Genomic DNA, 15,129 nt, shown 5'->3' with positions numbered 1-15,129 from the left:
GACCGGGGTGCCCCCCGATTCCGCGTCACTCCCGCGATCAGCGGGCCTCGGACCTCGCGGACGTGGCAACGCCGCGAGGTGTGCGTGTCGCACCCCCGCCCATGCAGGGACCGGTCGTAATGACGTTGAATAATAACCTGCGTCGGCCAGGAATGTCGTGACAGCGATCACTCCGGATTCCGAGCGGTCCGGTCGATCAGTCTGGGCCTGGCTCGGCTGGCGCTCGCGATCACGGTGCCGCCGAGCCGGATGCATACTCCCCGCCGTGTTCGGTGCCACGGGGAATCGCACGAGCGAGCTGCAGATAACGCTGAATCTCCTCCTGTCGTCGCGTCTCGTCCCACCCCAGTTCGAGCCCCATCAGCGTGGCAACCGGCTCGGCCGCTCCTGCTCCAGCATCGGGTGTCTCCGAGCCGATCGACAGGCGCCGGAAGAGCACGTCATCGAGGCGGCGGGCGAACTCCCGGCGGACCGCATGGACGACCTGGGCACCGATGGCGCCGTGTGGCGGGTGGACCGGTGCGGCAAGCTCGGGCCGCTCCCGGACCAGGTCGGTGATCAGCGGCAGGTCGGAGCCATACTGGCCGATCAGATGCGCCACGGTCGGTTCCGTGAGCCCGAGGGAGGCGCCTTCGGCTCGGTACGCCTCCGCGCGGTAGGCAGAGCCCCCCGGGAGGGTCTCCCTGGCGCTTCGAGTTTTCATCGGGTCGGTCGGCACGATCCGCCCAGTGCCGAGCTGCGGAGCAACAGTCTCGACCAGGTCGATGGCCATCCGGCGATAGGTGGTGAGCTTGCCCCCGGTAATGGTGACCAGGCCGCGTGAACCACTTTCGATCAGATGCTCTCGGGAACGCGCGGAGGGGGAAAGTTGGTCCGATCGGATCAAAGGCCTGAGCCCGGCCCAAGAGAGGGAGATGTCTTCGAGGCCGAGCCGCGCACCCGGAAACAGTGCATTGGCCGATCGAAGCAAGTACAGCATGTCGGTTTCGGTGGCGACCGTATCGTCCGGATGCTCGGTCGAATCGGTGTCTGTCGTGCCGATATAGGACCGGTCGCCCCACGGCAGCACGAACATCACCCGGCCATCGACCGGGCTCAGAAACGTGATGGCATGGTGATGACCGATCCGGGACCGCGGAACCATCACATGCGCGCCCCGGCTGGCACGCAGCAGCGCGGGTTGCGTCGGGTCCTCAAGGTGGCGGAGGTGATCGGTCCAGGGTCCGGTGGCGTTGACGGTCACGGTCGCGCGGACGGTGCCCTGGGCACCCGTCAGCTGGTCTTCGATGATCGCCCCGGCAACCCGCCCCTGGTCGAACTCCAGGGCGGTAACACAGGTGTAGTTGGCGACGAGAGCCCCGTGTTGGGCCGCTGACTGCAGGGTGGCAAGGGTCAGCCGGGCATCATCGCACTGGGCATCCCAGTACAGGGCCCCTCCCCGGAGCCCCCGCTCACGCAGCAATGGCTCCTGGTCGAGCACCGCTCGCTTGCTCAAGGCCCGATGCCGGCGCACATTTCCGCCCAGCGCCAGGATGTCATAGACTGTCAGGCCGAGCTCGAGCTTCCACCGGGGCACCCGGTCGGTGTCGAAGTTGGGAAACAGGAAGCCCAGGGGTCGGACCAGGTGGGGGGCGATTCGGAGCAGAACCCCGCGTTCGGTGAGCGATTCTCGAACCAGGGACCACTGCCGGTGCTCGAGGTACCGAAGCCCGCCGTGGATCAGGCGGCTCGATCGGGAACTCGTTCCGGCGGCAATGTCGCCCCGCTCGACCACTGCCACCGAAAGCCCGCGAAGCGCTGCCTCGCGGGCAATGCCGGCGCCCGTCGCGCCGCCGCCCACGACCAACAGGTCGAATCGGCGAGCCGAGAGATCCCAGATCGTTGCACGAGCGGAAGGGTTCATCCTCTGTCCATCGACTCAAGCACCTCTGTGCTCGGTTTTGAGCAGCGTCCGAGCTTTTGGTTCACGGCAAATGCCGGACTGTTTCGACCTGGTGTCCGGGTTCTGGACCTCGCCTCAGGTCCGGGTCGTCACGCCTTGGCTGCGGCCGCCCTCGGCGCCACTGTGGTTGCCGTCGATCGTGATGCGGGCCGACTTGCGGAGGGCCGGGCCGAATCCGAACGGCGGAAGCTGATCGTCGAGTGGGTTCAGGCGGACCTCGAGGGCCCATGGCCTGACCTGGGCCAATTCGATGTTGTGCTGGTGTTCAACTACCTCGATCGGGCCCGGATGCCTGCCGTGGCCCGATTGCTCAAGCCCGGCGGCTATCTTCTCTTCGAAACCTTCCTCGAGGTGCAGCGTCAGCTCGGCTGGGGGCCGACCAGCGATGCCCACCTGCTCAAATATGGCGAGGCTGCGGCGCTCATCGCCCCGCTGACCCTGGTGCACGGGCGCGAAGTGTTCGAGCCCGCCGACAACGCGCAGTGGGCGGCGGTGTCGAGTATTCTCGCCCAGCGAACAAAGTAACCATGGCAGCGCGCGAAGCGGTGATCGTTGCCGGGGTCAGGACCCCCTTCGCCCGCGCCGGGACTCAGCTGCGCGATGCCAGCGGCGTCGCAATGGCGCGGCACGCCGCCCGGGAGCTGATCTACCGGAGCGGGGTCGACGGCCGCGACGTGGACGAAGTCATCTTCGGCCAGGTGGTGCAGAGCGTGCTGGCGCCCAACGTCGCGCGTGAGGTCAGCCTGCTTCCGCAGCTGCCGCGAACCATTCCGGCCTATTCTCTCAATCGGGCCTGTGCCTCATCGGCGCAAGCCATTGCGTCGGCTCATGACCAAATCGTTCTCGGTCATGCGGATGCAGTCATTGCCGGTGGCGTCGAGTCGCTCTCGGACGTGCCGATTCTCCACTCGAAGCGCATGAGCCGCCTACTGGTCGACGCCAGCAAAGCCAAGACCCTGGGGGCCCGGCTCGGCACCTTCGCCAAGGTCCGACCGCGGGACTTGGTACCGGTATCTCCGGCCATTGCCGAGCCGTCGACCGGCGAGTCGATGGGGCAATCGGCCGAGAAGATGGCCAAGGAAAACGGGATTTCGCGGGCCGACCAGGATGCCCTGGCGCTGATGAGTCACCAGCGCGCCGCCGCCGCAACGGCCGATGGGCGGCTTGCCGCGGAGATCGCCCCGTGGTTTGGTGGCAAAGGGATGGACGAGGTCGTGACGAGCGACAACGGGATCCGAGCCGACGCCAGTCTGGAAGCGCTTGCTGCGCTCAAGCCGGTCTTCGATCGGCGCTATGGCTCGGTCACCGCGGGCAACGCCTCCCCGCTCACGGACGGAGCCGCAGCCGTGCTGGTAATGGAGCGGGCCAAGGCGCTGGCCCTCGGGTACCGCTCGCTGGTGTCGATCCGGAGTTATGCGGTTGCAGCGGTCGATCCGGGCTGGCAACTCTTGATGGGACCGCTCTTTGCGGTGCCGACGGCGCTCGATCGGGCCGGATTGTCCCTGGCGGATATGGGCCTGGTCGAGATCCACGAGGCGTTTGCCGCGCAGGTATTGTCCAACGTGCGCGCCTGGGGTTCGAAGGCCTGGGCCGAACGGGCCGGTCGGTCGGCGCCGGTGGGGGACGTCGACTGGGACCGAACCAACGTGATGGGCGGCTCGATTGCCATCGGCCATCCCTTCGGAGCAACCGGGGCCAGGATCGCGACCTCCCTGGCAAACGAGATGGTCCGCCGGGATGTTCAGTTCGGCCTGATTTCGATTTGTGCGCAGGGCGGGATGGGGTTTGCCATGGTGCTGGAGCGGAGGTAGCGAATGGCGATTCTCACCACGACTCTGGCAGAGCACAGCGTCGCCGTCGTGACCCTCGACGTGCCCGGCGAGCCGGTCAACACCTTCAATCTCTCGCACACCGACGAGCTCTGGGGCGCTCTGGAACGACTCGGCCAGGACTCCTCTGTTCGCGCCGTCGTGATCCGTTCGGGCAAGCCCGACAGCTTCATTGCCGGTGCGGACATCAACCAGTTCGTGGCCTTTTCGTCCGCCGCAGACGCCGAGGCAGCCAGCCGGGCAGGCCACGCCTTCCTCGACAAGGTGGAGCGATTTCCCAAGCCGATCGTCACCGCCATTCACGGTGCCTGCCTGGGCCTCGGTCTCGAACTGGCGCTCGCCACCAGCTATCGTATCGCCACCGATCATCCCAAGACTCAGCTTGGCTTGCCTGAGGTGCAGCTGGGCATACTCCCCGGCAGCGGCGGCTCGAATCGCCTGCCGAAGTTGATCGGCGTCCGGGCGGCTCTGGACATCATCCTGGCGGGCAAGAGCGAGCGTGCGCCCAAAGCGCTCCGCCTGGGGTTGATCGACGAGCTGGTGCCCGAAAGTATCCTGCTCGACACGGCGGTCGCGGCTGCGGATCGCCTGGCGCGCGGCACTCGACCGAAGCGGGTACCGGGAGGGAAAGGACTGGCAGCCGCGATTCTCGACCGAACCGCGCTGGGACGGCGGCTGGTGTATCGAACCGCGCGGAAGCAGGTGATGTCGCGGACCAAAGGGCATTATCCGGCTCCGCTGGCAGCCCTCGATGTCGTCAGAGCTGCCGTGGAGCAGGGGCCGAGCGTCGGGTATCCGCTCGAGGCCCGGGAGTTCGGCCGGCTGGCGGTCACGCCGGTGTCGCGCGAGTTGGTGCGCATCTTCTTTGCAACGACGGCCCTCAAAAAGGACGACGGCGTTCCGCCCGGTTCCGCGTCGCCGCGGGAGGTTCGCCGATTGGGTGTGATCGGTTCGGGCTTTATGGGGGCCGGCATTGCCGGCACGGCCATCGTCACTGCCAAGGTCGACGTTCGACTCAAGGACGCAGAGCTGGCCCGGGTCGGCAAAGGAATCAGCGCGGCGCTCGGTATCCCGCGCCGTCAGCTCGAACGAAAGCGGATTTCCCGGTATGAGTTCGAGCGTCTCGCCGCGCTCGTCTCGGGCGGGGTCGACAATCGCGGCTTCGAGGCGTGTGACCTGGTCATCGAGGCCGTCTTCGAGGACCTGAACGTCAAACGAGCGGTCCTGGCCGACCTCGAACCGGTGCTGCCGCGGCACGCGATCTTCGCCAGCAACACGTCGACCATTCCGATTGCTCGAATTGCGGAACACGCCGAGCGGCCCGAGAACGTGGTGGGGATGCATTTCTTCTCGCCGGTCGATCGCATGCCGCTGCTTGAGGTCATCCCGACCGAGCGCACCAGCCCGGAGACGATTGCCACGGCAGTTCGCTTCGGCAAGAAGATGGGCAAGACGGTCATCGTGGTCGCCGATACCCCGGGATTCTGGGTCAACCGGATTCTGTCACCCTACTTCGTCGAAGCTGGGCACCTGGTGATGGAAGGCGTTCCGGTCGAGACGATCGATCGGATCATGGTGCAGTACGGATTCCCGGTCGGGCCGGTGGCTCTGCTCGATGAGGTCGGTATCGACGTAGCTGCCAAGGGCGGGGTCGTGATGCGCGAGGCATTCGGTGATCGGCTCGCGCCGGCTGCTGCCATCGGACGGATGGTCGATGCCAAGCGCCTGGGTCGCAAGGCAGGCAAGGGCTTCTATCGTTATGACGACGGCAAGAAATCCGATCCCGACAGCGAGATGTACCGGTTGCTGGGCGTCACACCACTCGCCTCGGTCGACGAAGAGGAGATCCGACGCCGTCTGGTGTATCCCCTGCTCAACGAGGCCGGGCGTGCCTTCGGTGAGGGCGTGGTGCGCTCGCCCCGCGACGGCGACATCGGCGCCATCTTCGGGATCGGTTACCCGCCGTTTCTCGGTGGCCCGCTCCGCACCATCGATGCGATCGGTCCTGCTCAGGTTGTCGAGACCCTCGAAGGGCTCGCCTCGCGGCACGGGCCCCGCTTCACGCCAGCCGACACGCTGGTCGCACTCGCGCGCGCCGGCGCCCGGTACTATCCCGACTGACTGATCGTGCTCGGGCCGCTCAATCGGGCATGGTGCGCGGCTGCCTGAGATCGACGCTGAATTCCCAGTTTCTCGAAGATGCGGTGCAGGTAGTTCTTCACGGTTTTCGGTGACAGGTCGAGCGCGGCGGCGATCTCGTTGTTGGTCATGCCGGCAGCAACCAAAGCGACGATCTGCTGCTGCTTGTCACTCAAAGGGGGCGCCTCGAGGGCCGTGCCGGCCGGCACGTTCTGCATCACCCATTCCAGCATATTGCTTCGCAACCCTGCGTCGAGCAGCCGCTCGCCGCCAGCTACCCGTTTGATCGAGTCGATCAGGGAGGGCACATCGACTTCCTTGAGCAGATATCCGTGTGCACCGATCACGATTGCCGCGCGGACCAGCTCGTCGTCCGCAAACGCGCTCAGGAAGACGACCCGGGTGTCCGGCAGCAGTTCCAGAATCCGCCGGCCGGCCTCGATGCCGCCTTCATCGGGCAGGCGGACATCCAGTAGCGCGACGTCAGGCTCCAGGGCCTGAGCCTGTGCAACGGCCTCGTACGACGTCGCCCCCATCCCGACGATCTCGATACCGGGGTCCTGGCCCAGAACGGCGGCAAGCCCGACGCGAACCACCTCGCTGTCGTCGACCAGCAGGACACGAATCCTCACGTCGCGGCTCCTTGAATCGGAAGATCGAGTCGTACCCGAGTTCCTTCTCCCGGTGCAGACATGAGGGTCAGTCTGGCGCCCATCTGCGCTGCCCGTCGCGTCATGCTGAGGAGTCCGAAGCCCTGGGCCGATCGCTCGGGCGAAATGCCCTGTCCGTCGTCCTCGATCTCGAGGCACAAACCGTCGTGATCGTCGAACAGACGCACCGCGACGCGGCTTGCATTGGAGTGTCGCATCGCGTTGCTGACCGCTTCCCGCGCAAAGTAGACGATCTCGCGGCGGTGCTGTTCGGGGATCCGGTCGGCCACCTGCGGAGGAATGTCGATGCTGAGGCCGGGGCCATCGACCTGCTCGAGTCCCCGCAGCACGCCAGCGAGCGTATCCTTCCATTGGAGGCCCATCGACCCGGGCGCCCCTTCATCGCGGATGACGCGCCTGACTTCGGCCATCGCATCGCTGACCTGGGCCACGGCCTGGTCGAGATGCAGACCGGTGGCCGAGGGATCGGTGTTGAGCGTGGCCCGGGCTGCCGAGAGTCGGAGGCCAAGGCCGTAGAGCGATTGCAGAATGCCGTCGTGCATGTCGGCCGAGAGCTGCTCGCGCGCCTCGAGCAGGCGGTGGAGCGCGTTGACGCTCATCCGCAGCTCGACCGCTGACTGCTTCGTCCCGGTTACGTCGTGGCCGATCACCAGCACGCCCGTCGGTGCGCCCGAGGGACCGCGGATGGCGCTGATCGAGGCGCGAAACCAGCGGGACACGTTGTCGACCGGCATTGGCACGTCGCGTTCGACCCTGCCGACGGTTTCGGTAGCCGCGCGAATCGCTTCCATGACGGCCGGAGCAAGCCCCGGCATCAGCTCATCCACCGATTGGCCGACATTGGAACCGGTGCGGTCACCGCCGCCGGCCCAGCTGGTGTACCGAACGGTGCCGGTCAGGTCGAGCAAGGCGACATAGTAGTTCGTGCCGGTGACCAGGGCGTGCCAGATCGCGTCGGTCGGGAACGGGGTGGCGTCTCGCGATTGCATCGGCACCGAAGGGCCCTCGCGAAGGAGAAGCGATGCGCAGTGTCGGTTGCGCAAGTTGACGGTATCCCGCCCCGGTGTCTAGTATCCGCCAGTTCATCCTCGGGGCGCAGCTCGCTGTGCCCGTCTCAGATCTGGAGTCGATGCCGATGCGCCGCTCTGTCCTGCTTACCAGTCTGATCGCCAGCTTCGCTGGAGCCGTTCATGCCCAGTCCTTTCCCACAGCCGACCCCGTGATTCAGCGAATCTGGGACGAGGGCATGAACCGTTCCCAGGCCATGGACCTGATTCAGGTGCTGACCGATTCGATCGGGCCTCGCCTGACGGGAAGTCCCGGCACCGCGGCAGGGCAGGAATGGCTAGTGCGAACCTACGCCCGATACGGTGTGACGGCGCAAAACCAGCGATACGGCACTTGGCTCGGGTGGCGTCGCGGCGTGTCGCACCTGGATCTGGTCAAACCGCGGGTCCGTTCGCTCGAAGCGACGATGCTGGCCTGGAGCGGTGGTACCAAGGGCAAGCCGGTCGAGGGGTCGACCGTGATCCTGCCTCTGGTGCAGGACTCGGCCGCCTTCCAGGCCTGGCTGCCAAATGCGCGGGGCAAGTTCGTGCTGATCTCGCAGCCGATGCCGACCTGCCGTCCCGATGCCAGCTATCGAGAGTTTGCCTTGCCGCAGACCCTCGAGACCATGGCGCGCGAACGGAACGCGGCCCGCGATGATTGGGCCGAGCGGCTGCGACGGACCGGGTTGTCGAACCGCGATCTGCCAGTCGCGCTGGAACGAGCCGGGGCGCTTGGTGTGCTGACCTCGCTCTGGTCGCAGGGATGGGGAGTGACCAAGATCTTTCAGTCCCGGACCCGGGACATTCCCTCGATGGACCTGAGCTGCGAGGATTACGGCCTCGTGTACCGACTCACGGAAAAGAACCAGGGGCCGGTCGTCCGCGCGTTTGCCGATGCCGAATTCCAGGGTGAGGTCCCGGTCTTCAACACGATTGCCGAGATCCGGGGCTCCGAGCGGCCTGACGAGTACGTGATGTTGTCAGCTCACTTCGACTCGTGGGACGCCGCCAGCGGAGCCACCGACAACGCCACCGGCACTGTCGTCATGCTCGAGGCCATTCGGATCCTCCGCCAGGTGTACCCGAATCCGAAACGGACCATCCTGGTCGGTCACTGGAACGGCGAAGAACAGGGGCTCAATGGATCCCGCGCCTTCGTGGAAGACAATCCCAAGGTGGTCGCCGGCCTCCAGGCCCTCTTCAATCAGGATAATGGGACCGGACGGATCGTGAACATGTCAGCAGGCGGTCTCATCGGCGCAGCCCCGTTCCTGGCAGAATGGCTCAGCAAAGTTCCCAACGAGATTTCGCAGCATATCACCTTTCAGTTTCCCGGAACCCCGGCCGGGGGCGGCTCAGACCACGCCTCCTTCCTCTGCCACTCGGCACCCGGCTTCAGCCTTGGCTCGCTCAACTGGGAGTATGGGACGTACACCTGGCACACCAACCGTGACACCTACGACAAGGTCATTCCGGACGAGATTCGGAACAATGCGGTGCTGACCGCCATCCTCACATACCTGGCCGCTGAGGATACCCGGACCGTTCCGCGCCAGCAGCGAATCATGCCGGTCGGGCCCGGGGGCGGAACCGGGACGTGGCCGGCCTGCGTACCCGCAACGCGCAATTCGACCCAGTCGACCCGGTAGCCGACCACCGCCCCGAATAGCGGCCGAACTGGATCCAGGTCCGGTCGGCCGCCGTCCCATCCCCGCCATCTCGGTCCCACGAACGAACACCCGCCTCTCGGCCATGACTCCTGGTTGAATGGGTAAGTTCTTGCAGATCAATGGCCTAGGTCATAGGCTCTGGCGGCACGGAAGTTCCTTTAAGCCTGGGGAGCACCGTCCCTGATTCTGGAGCGCATTACCGTGGATATCGTCCGAGACAAGCCGCGTGACAAGAAGCGGATCATCCTTGGTATCGTCGGCGTCGCCAGCGTCGTGGCCGTTTCGGTGGCCCTGGCGAACCTGAAGCCGGCGGCCCCATCGGTCGACGCTGGCACGATCTATTTCGATTCCGTGGTGCAGGGGCAGATGGTCCGAGAGGTTCGCGGGCCAGGCACCCTCGTACCCGAGGACATTCGCTGGATTACGGCCGTTACCGCAGGTCGGATCGAGAAGATCCATCACCTGGCCGGGGTCGAGGTCGAGCCGGGCACGGTTCTGATGGAGCTGGTCAATCCCGACGTTCAGATTCAGACGCTCAACGCCGACCGGCAACTGACCGATGCCGAGGCGGCGCTGGTGCAGCTCAAGACCAACCTGGAGAACAATCGGCTCAACCAGGCCTCGCTGGTGGCCCAGATGCGCCAGGAGTCTGCCGACGCCAAACGGCGTGCCGAGGCGGGAGCCGAACTGTTGAAACGAAACCTGATCGTGCCGCTGGACCAGCAGCAGGCTCAGGATCGATCGGCATCTCTGATCGAGCGCCTCGAGCTCGAGAACCAGCGTCTGGCGATCCTTTCGAACACGATCGCCGACCAGATCAAGGTGCAGGAGGAGCAGGTCGAGCGCCTCCGGTCGATTGCCAAGTTTCAACATGGGCTCGCCGGCTCGATGACGGTCAAAGCCGGCGCCAAGGGCATCCTCCAGGAGGTGCCGTTCCAGGTCGGCCAGTATGCCCTCCCCGGTGCAACCCTGGCCAAGGTCGTCCCGACCCCCATCCGGCTCAAAGCCGTGCTCCGGATTCCGGAAACCCAGGCCCGCGACCTGGCAATGGGGCAGAAGGCAATGATCGACACACGCAACGGAATCGCCCCGGGAAGGATCATACGTATTGATCCGGCCTCGATTAACGGCACGGTCACGGTCGATGTGATCATGGACGGCGACCTGCCCGCCGGCTCGCGTCCGGACCTGAGCGTCGACGGCGTGATCGAGCTGGAGCGGCTGGACAACGTGATGCACGTCGGGCGCCCGACCGTGGCGCAGGCAAACAGCCTTGGCACCGTGTTCCGCCTGGTCGATAACAAGACCCACGCGGAGCGGGTCCAGGTGCGTTTTGGCCGGACGTCGGTGAGCCGGGTCGAGATCCTGGAGGGTCTCAATCCGGGTGATGTCATCATCATGTCGGACATGTCCCAGTGGGACAACGTCGACCGCGTCCGTATCAAGTAACTTCAACGAATCTGTCACCCTAACCTGGCAGCCCCAATGACCGGACCTGGTGAGACGCTGATCAAGCTCGAAGGCATCAAGAAGGTGTTTTTGACGGACGAACTCGAGACCCACGCGCTCGCCGATATTCATCTCGGCATCGAGAAGGGTGAGTTCGTGTCGATCTCGGGCCCGTCCGGCTGCGGCAAAACCACGCTGCTGTCGCTCCTGGGCCTGCTCGACACCCCGACCGGGGGCAAGTACACCCTGGCCGGGCACTCGGTGGAAAGCCTGACGCCCTCGGAGCGGGCCCGGGTCCGCAACCGGCAGATCGGCTTCATCTTCCAGGCCTTCAACCTGATCGGCGATCTCACGGTCTACGAGAACGTCGAACTGCCGCTCACCTACCGCGGCATGCCGTCGGCCGAGCGCCATCAGCGCGTCGTGGCAGCGCTCGAGCGGGTCGGGATGGCACATCGGATGAAGCACTACCCTTCGCAGCTGTCGGGTGGTCAGCAGCAGCGCGTCGCGGTCGCCCGCGCCGTAGCCGGCGACCCGGCCATCCTGCTCGCCGATGAGCCGACCGGTAACCTCGACTCGCAGAACGGCGAGGCGGTCATGGAGCTGCTCCGCGAGCTGCACCAGGGCGGGGCCACGATCTGCATGGTGACCCACGACGCCCGCTACTCGAAGTGGGCCGACCGCGAGATTCATCTGTTCGACGGCAAGGTGGTCGAGGAAGAGGAACTGGCCAAGGCGTAGCCACGTCTGCCGTGCTTGCCGCTCCGGTTAGCGGGGCGGCGGGCGCGGCCTCTTCCAACCACGTATCATTCCGTCATGATTCAGCTCGCAAATATCGAGAAGTTCTTCCAGACCGGCCCGACCCGGACCTACGTTCTCCGGCAAGTGAACCTGGACATCCGGGCCGGTGAGTTCGTCACCGTGATGGGCCCGTCCGGGGCCGGGAAGTCGACCCTGCTCGGTATCCTGGGCATGCTGGACGCCAACTGGAGCGGCGACTTTTTCTTTCTCGACCATGCCGTCCACACCATCAAGCCAAAGCACCGGGCTGAGCTCAACAAACAGTACATCGGCTTCGTCTTTCAGCAGTACCACCTGATCGACAGCCTGACCGTCTACGAAAACATCGAGACGCCGCTCACCTACCGCGACTACGGTCGCGCCGAGCGCCAGGCCATGGTGGCAGACATCCTCGACCGCTTTCAGATCGTCGGCAAGAAGGATCTCTTCCCAAGCCAGCTCTCGGGCGGCCAGCAGCAGCTCGTCGGCGTGGCCCGCGCCGTCGTCGCCAAGCCCAAGCTGATCCTCGCCGACGAGCCGACTGGTAACCTCCATTCCGACCAGGCGCGCGAGATCATGGAGCTGTTCACGCGGCTCAACAGCGAGGGAACCACGATCATTCAGGTGACCCACTCGCTCGAAAACGCCCAGTACGGCAACCGGATCGTCCAGCTCAAAGACGGTTGGGTCGTCGGCGAGGAACGGGTGCGATGAAGGATGGCCCGCCGGTCGTCCTGCTTGCCGACGACCAGCCGGACGTGCTGGAGGCCCTCCGCCTGCTGCTCAAGGCCGAGGGCTTTCTGGTCCAAACGGCGCACGTGCCGGAAGGTGTGATGGCCATCCTCGAGCGGAGTGTCGTCGATGCCGCGCTGATCGATCTCAACTACACTCGCGACACGACGTCCGGCCGCGAAGGACTCGATCTGCTGTCGCGGATCCGCGCCCACGACCCAACCCTGCCCGTCATCGTGATGACCGCCTGGGGCAGCGTCGACAAAGCCGTCGAAGCCATGCGGGTCGGCGCCCGTGACTTCATCGAAAAGCCATGGGACAACGCCCGGTTGCTGACCACCCTGCGAACTCAGATCGAACTCGCTCGCGCCCTGCGGGCGGCCACTCGACTCGAACAGGAGAACCGGCTGCTGCGCAACGACGGGCTGCCGGAACTGATCGCCGAGTCGGCCGTGATGCGTCCGATTCTGCAGGTGATGGAGCGGATCGCGCCGAGCGACGCCAACATCCTGATCACCGGGGAGCATGGCACCGGGAAGGAAGTGGTGGCCCGCTGGATTCACGCGGCCTCCCGTCGCGCCGACAAACCGCTGGTCATCGTCAACGCCGGTGGCTTGCCGGAAGGGGTGTTCGAGAGCGAGCTCTTCGGGCATGTCAAAGGGGCCTTTACCGACGCAAAGACCGATCGAATCGGCCGCTTTGAGATGGCCAGCGGCGGCACCCTCTTTCTGGACGAGATTGCCAACATCGGCATGGCCCAACAAGCCCGCCTGCTGCGCGTGCTGCAGACCGGTGAACTCGAACGGGTCGGCTCCTCCGTCACCCGCAGGGTCGATGTCCGGGTGCTGGCCGCGACCAACGCGAATCTGCAGGCCGAGGTGGCCGCAGGCCGCTTCCGCGAAGATCTGCTGTTCCGGCTCAATACCATCGAGATCAAGCTGCCCGGCTTGCGGGAGCGCCGTGAGGATATCCGGGCCCTGGCCGCCCATTTTCTGAGCCGCTACGGTCAGCGGTACCAGCGGCCGAGAACCGGGTTCTCGGACGACGCAATGCAGGCCCTGCTGAGCTACGATTGGCCAGGCAACATTCGTGAACTCGATCACGCCATCGAGCGCGCGGTCCTTCTCTCGCAGGGCGAGCGGATCGAGGTCTGGGATCTCGGCCTTCCGCGCCGGGGCGAGCGCTCGGCGGGAATCGATGAGCCACAAAGTCTCGACGACCTCGAGCGGGATGCGATCAAGCAGGCCCTGGCCAGGTTCGACGGCAATGTCAGCCTCGCCGCCAAGTCCCTCGGTGTCAGTCGATCGGCGCTCTACCGTCGGTTACAGCGTTTTGGCTTGTCCCCCTCCTGACGCCTGCGGCCACAGATGAAGCTCCGCCTCGCTCCCGACCAGCGAATACTGCTCTGGGCGCTGGCGGCGGGCGCGCCGGCTCTGATCGTTGCGGTGATCCTGCTCTGGCGCGCGCCGATGGATGGCCTGGCCCGCTGGACGATTCTTGGCGGCCTCGTCGGTCTCTGGCTGCTGGCCGCTCGTACCGCGCAGCTGCGCTTCGTTCGACCCCTCCAAGTCATTGCGAACATTCTGGCTGGCCTCAGGGAAGGGCACTTTACGATTCGCGCCCGGGAAGAAGAGGGCGACGACGTGCTCGGCGCGGTGCGGCGCGAGCTCAATGCGCTGGGGCAATCCCTCAAGGAACAGAGGCTTGGTGCGCTGGAGGCGGACGTGTTGCTCAAGCGGTTGATGGAGGAGATCGACGTCGCCGTCTTTGCCTTTGATCCCGACGGGATGCTCCGGGTGGCCAATAAGTCGGGCGAACGACTTCTGGGGCAGCCGATCGAGCGACTGCTGGGTCGCAGCGCAGGTTATCTGGGACTCGATGCCTGCCTGACCGGCGAGACCCCCCGCATCGTTCCCCTCGAAGTCGGTGGCGCCGGCGGTGGACGGTGGGAGCTCAGGCGCCGAAGTTTCCGGCAGGGAGGCCTCCCGCTGGAACTGGTGGTACTCACCGACCTGAGCCGGGTGCTGCGCTCCGAGGAACGGCAGGTCTGGCAGCGTCTGGTCCGCGTCTTGAGTCACGAGATCAACAACTCGCTTGCGCCCATCAAGTCGGTCGCGGGCACGCTGACGCAAATGCTCGATCGCGACCCGAGACCGGCCGACTACGAAGAGGACCTGCGGCGCGGCCTCGAGGTGGTTGCGGCCCGATCCGATTCTCTCAATCGGTTCATGGGCTCGTATGCCCGGCTGGCCAAGCTCCCCCCGCCGACGCCTCGGCCGATGCGCGTCCTGGACTGGGTCAACCGGGTGGTGCTGCTCGAGCAGCATCGACAGGTCCGCATCATTCCGGGACCTGATGTGACGATCGTTGCCGACGGCGACCAGCTCGACCAGGTGCTGATCAACCTGGTCAAGAATGCCGTCGAGGCGGTCGGGCCGGATGGCGGCGTCGAAGTGACCTGGACCGAGAACGGCGCCTGGTTCGAGCTGGTGGTCCGCGACGAAGGGCCGGGAATGGCGTCGACCACGAACCTGTTCGTGCCGTTCTATACCACAAAGCCGAGTGGGACCGGGGTCGGACTGGTGTTCTCGCGTCAGGTGATCGAGGCCCATGGCGGTCACCTGACCCTGGCCAATCGGAGTGATCGCCCCGGCGCCGAGGCCCGGATCGCGCTGCCGAAACGCCCGCCCACGGACAGCTAGCCGGATCCCGATCAGTGCGGTAGGTTGGAAGCTTGTGCCGGGCGATGAATGAATCGCTAAATCATTGTGTATTAATGCTTTACAAGGTTAGGGCTCGGGGGATATGGATCCGGTAATCACCCTCGGCGGGTACATGGCGAAGCATGACCGGGCCGCCGCGTTTGGG

The 15,129-nt window shown here is 65.6% G+C and carries 12 protein-coding genes; 9 read left to right on the top strand and 3 right to left on the bottom strand.

The features are described 5' to 3' along the window. Window positions 1-229 precede the first annotated feature (229 nt). Window positions 230-1,903: a glycerol-3-phosphate dehydrogenase/oxidase gene (locus KF785_16280; protein ID MBX3148323.1), complete on the bottom strand. Its 1,674-nt coding sequence runs from the start codon at window positions 1,901-1,903 to the stop codon at window positions 230-232. Between the two features lie 27 nt (window positions 1,904-1,930). Here KF785_16280 and KF785_16275 point away from each other — a divergent pair, with 27 nt between their 5' ends. The 3 genes from KF785_16275 to fadJ are packed head-to-tail and all read left to right on the top strand — an operon-like array spanning window position 1,931 to window position 5,892. After that, window positions 1,931-2,467 (top strand): class I SAM-dependent methyltransferase, encoded by a 537-nt coding sequence (locus KF785_16275; protein ID MBX3148322.1) that lies wholly within the window; start codon window positions 1,931-1,933, stop codon window positions 2,465-2,467. Between the two features lie 2 nt (window positions 2,468-2,469). Further along, the gene (locus tag KF785_16270; protein ID MBX3148321.1) at window positions 2,470-3,753 is read left to right on the top strand and encodes an acetyl-CoA C-acyltransferase; all 1,284 of its coding nucleotides are present in this window, start codon (window positions 2,470-2,472) and stop codon (window positions 3,751-3,753) included. A gap of 3 nt (window positions 3,754-3,756) precedes the next feature. Continuing rightward, entirely contained in the window at window positions 3,757-5,892 is a 2,136-nt protein-coding gene (fadJ, locus tag KF785_16265) for a fatty acid oxidation complex subunit alpha FadJ (protein ID MBX3148320.1), read from the top strand. On the opposite strand, the gene KF785_16260 is transcribed toward fadJ, so the two are convergent. After that, the gene (locus KF785_16260) at window positions 5,880-6,542 is read right to left on the bottom strand and encodes a response regulator transcription factor (GenBank protein ID MBX3148319.1); all 663 of its coding nucleotides are present in this window, start codon (window positions 6,540-6,542) and stop codon (window positions 5,880-5,882) included. The genes fadJ and KF785_16260 overlap by 13 nt on opposite strands. Beyond that, the gene (locus KF785_16255) at window positions 6,539-7,576 is read right to left on the bottom strand and encodes a PAS domain-containing protein (GenBank protein ID MBX3148318.1); all 1,038 of its coding nucleotides are present in this window, start codon (window positions 7,574-7,576) and stop codon (window positions 6,539-6,541) included. Before KF785_16255 ends, KF785_16260 begins: the two co-directional genes overlap by 4 nt. A 140-nt stretch (window positions 7,577-7,716) precedes the next feature. Between KF785_16255 and KF785_16250 the strand changes: the two genes are divergently transcribed. The 6 genes from KF785_16250 (at window position 7,717) to KF785_16225 (ending at window position 14,963) form a co-directional block, all read left to right on the top strand. Beyond that, window positions 7,717-9,279, top strand: a complete 1,563-nt coding sequence (locus KF785_16250) for a M20/M25/M40 family metallo-hydrolase (protein ID MBX3148317.1) — start codon at window positions 7,717-7,719, stop codon at window positions 9,277-9,279. Window positions 9,280-9,501: 222 nt separating this feature from the next. Further along, a complete protein-coding gene (locus tag KF785_16245) occupies window positions 9,502-10,749 on the top strand; it encodes an HlyD family efflux transporter periplasmic adaptor subunit (protein MBX3148316.1) in 1,248 nt (415 codons plus the stop codon). Window positions 10,750-10,785: 36 nt separating this feature from the next. Beyond that, complete coding sequence (locus KF785_16240; protein MBX3148315.1) at window positions 10,786-11,490, top strand: ABC transporter ATP-binding protein; 705 nt, start codon at window positions 10,786-10,788, stop codon at window positions 11,488-11,490. 75 nt (window positions 11,491-11,565) lie between these two features. Next, entirely contained in the window at window positions 11,566-12,243 is a 678-nt protein-coding gene (locus tag KF785_16235) for an ABC transporter ATP-binding protein (protein MBX3148314.1), read from the top strand. After that, the gene (locus KF785_16230; GenBank protein MBX3148313.1) at window positions 12,240-13,613 is read left to right on the top strand and encodes a sigma-54-dependent Fis family transcriptional regulator; all 1,374 of its coding nucleotides are present in this window, start codon (window positions 12,240-12,242) and stop codon (window positions 13,611-13,613) included. The genes KF785_16235 and KF785_16230 overlap by 4 nt, the downstream gene beginning before the upstream one ends. A gap of 15 nt (window positions 13,614-13,628) precedes the next feature. After that, window positions 13,629-14,963 (top strand): hypothetical protein, encoded by a 1,335-nt coding sequence (locus KF785_16225; protein ID MBX3148312.1) that lies wholly within the window; start codon window positions 13,629-13,631, stop codon window positions 14,961-14,963. Window positions 14,964-15,129 lie beyond the last annotated feature (166 nt).

It is taken from the genome of Gemmatimonadales bacterium (assembly GCA_019637315.1).
In the GTDB taxonomy this organism is placed as follows: domain Bacteria; phylum Gemmatimonadota; class Gemmatimonadetes; order Gemmatimonadales; family GWC2-71-9; genus SHZU01.
Note: the sequence above shows the minus strand (reverse complement) of the source record. Positions and strands in the feature narration are given on the sequence as shown.

Excerpts from the sequence above, each read along its gene's own strand:
- KF785_16235 (MBX3148314.1), top strand. The coding sequence starts at position 11,566 with ATGATTCAGCTCGCAAATATCGAGAAGTTCTTCCAGACCGGCCCGACC.
- KF785_16230 (MBX3148313.1), top strand. The coding sequence starts at position 12,240 with ATGAAGGATGGCCCGCCGGTCGTCCTGCTTGCCGACGACCAGCCGGAC.
- KF785_16240 (MBX3148315.1), top strand. The coding sequence starts at position 10,786 with ATGACCGGACCTGGTGAGACGCTGATCAAGCTCGAAGGCATCAAGAAG.
- KF785_16270 (MBX3148321.1), top strand. The coding sequence starts at position 2,470 with ATGGCAGCGCGCGAAGCGGTGATCGTTGCCGGGGTCAGGACCCCCTTC.
- KF785_16225 (MBX3148312.1), top strand. The coding sequence starts at position 13,629 with ATGAAGCTCCGCCTCGCTCCCGACCAGCGAATACTGCTCTGGGCGCTG.
- KF785_16250 (MBX3148317.1), top strand. The coding sequence starts at position 7,717 with ATGCGCCGCTCTGTCCTGCTTACCAGTCTGATCGCCAGCTTCGCTGGA.
- KF785_16280 (MBX3148323.1), bottom strand. The coding sequence starts at position 1,903 with ATGAACCCTTCCGCTCGTGCAACGATCTGGGATCTCTCGGCTCGCCGA.
- fadJ (MBX3148320.1), top strand. The coding sequence starts at position 3,757 with ATGGCGATTCTCACCACGACTCTGGCAGAGCACAGCGTCGCCGTCGTG.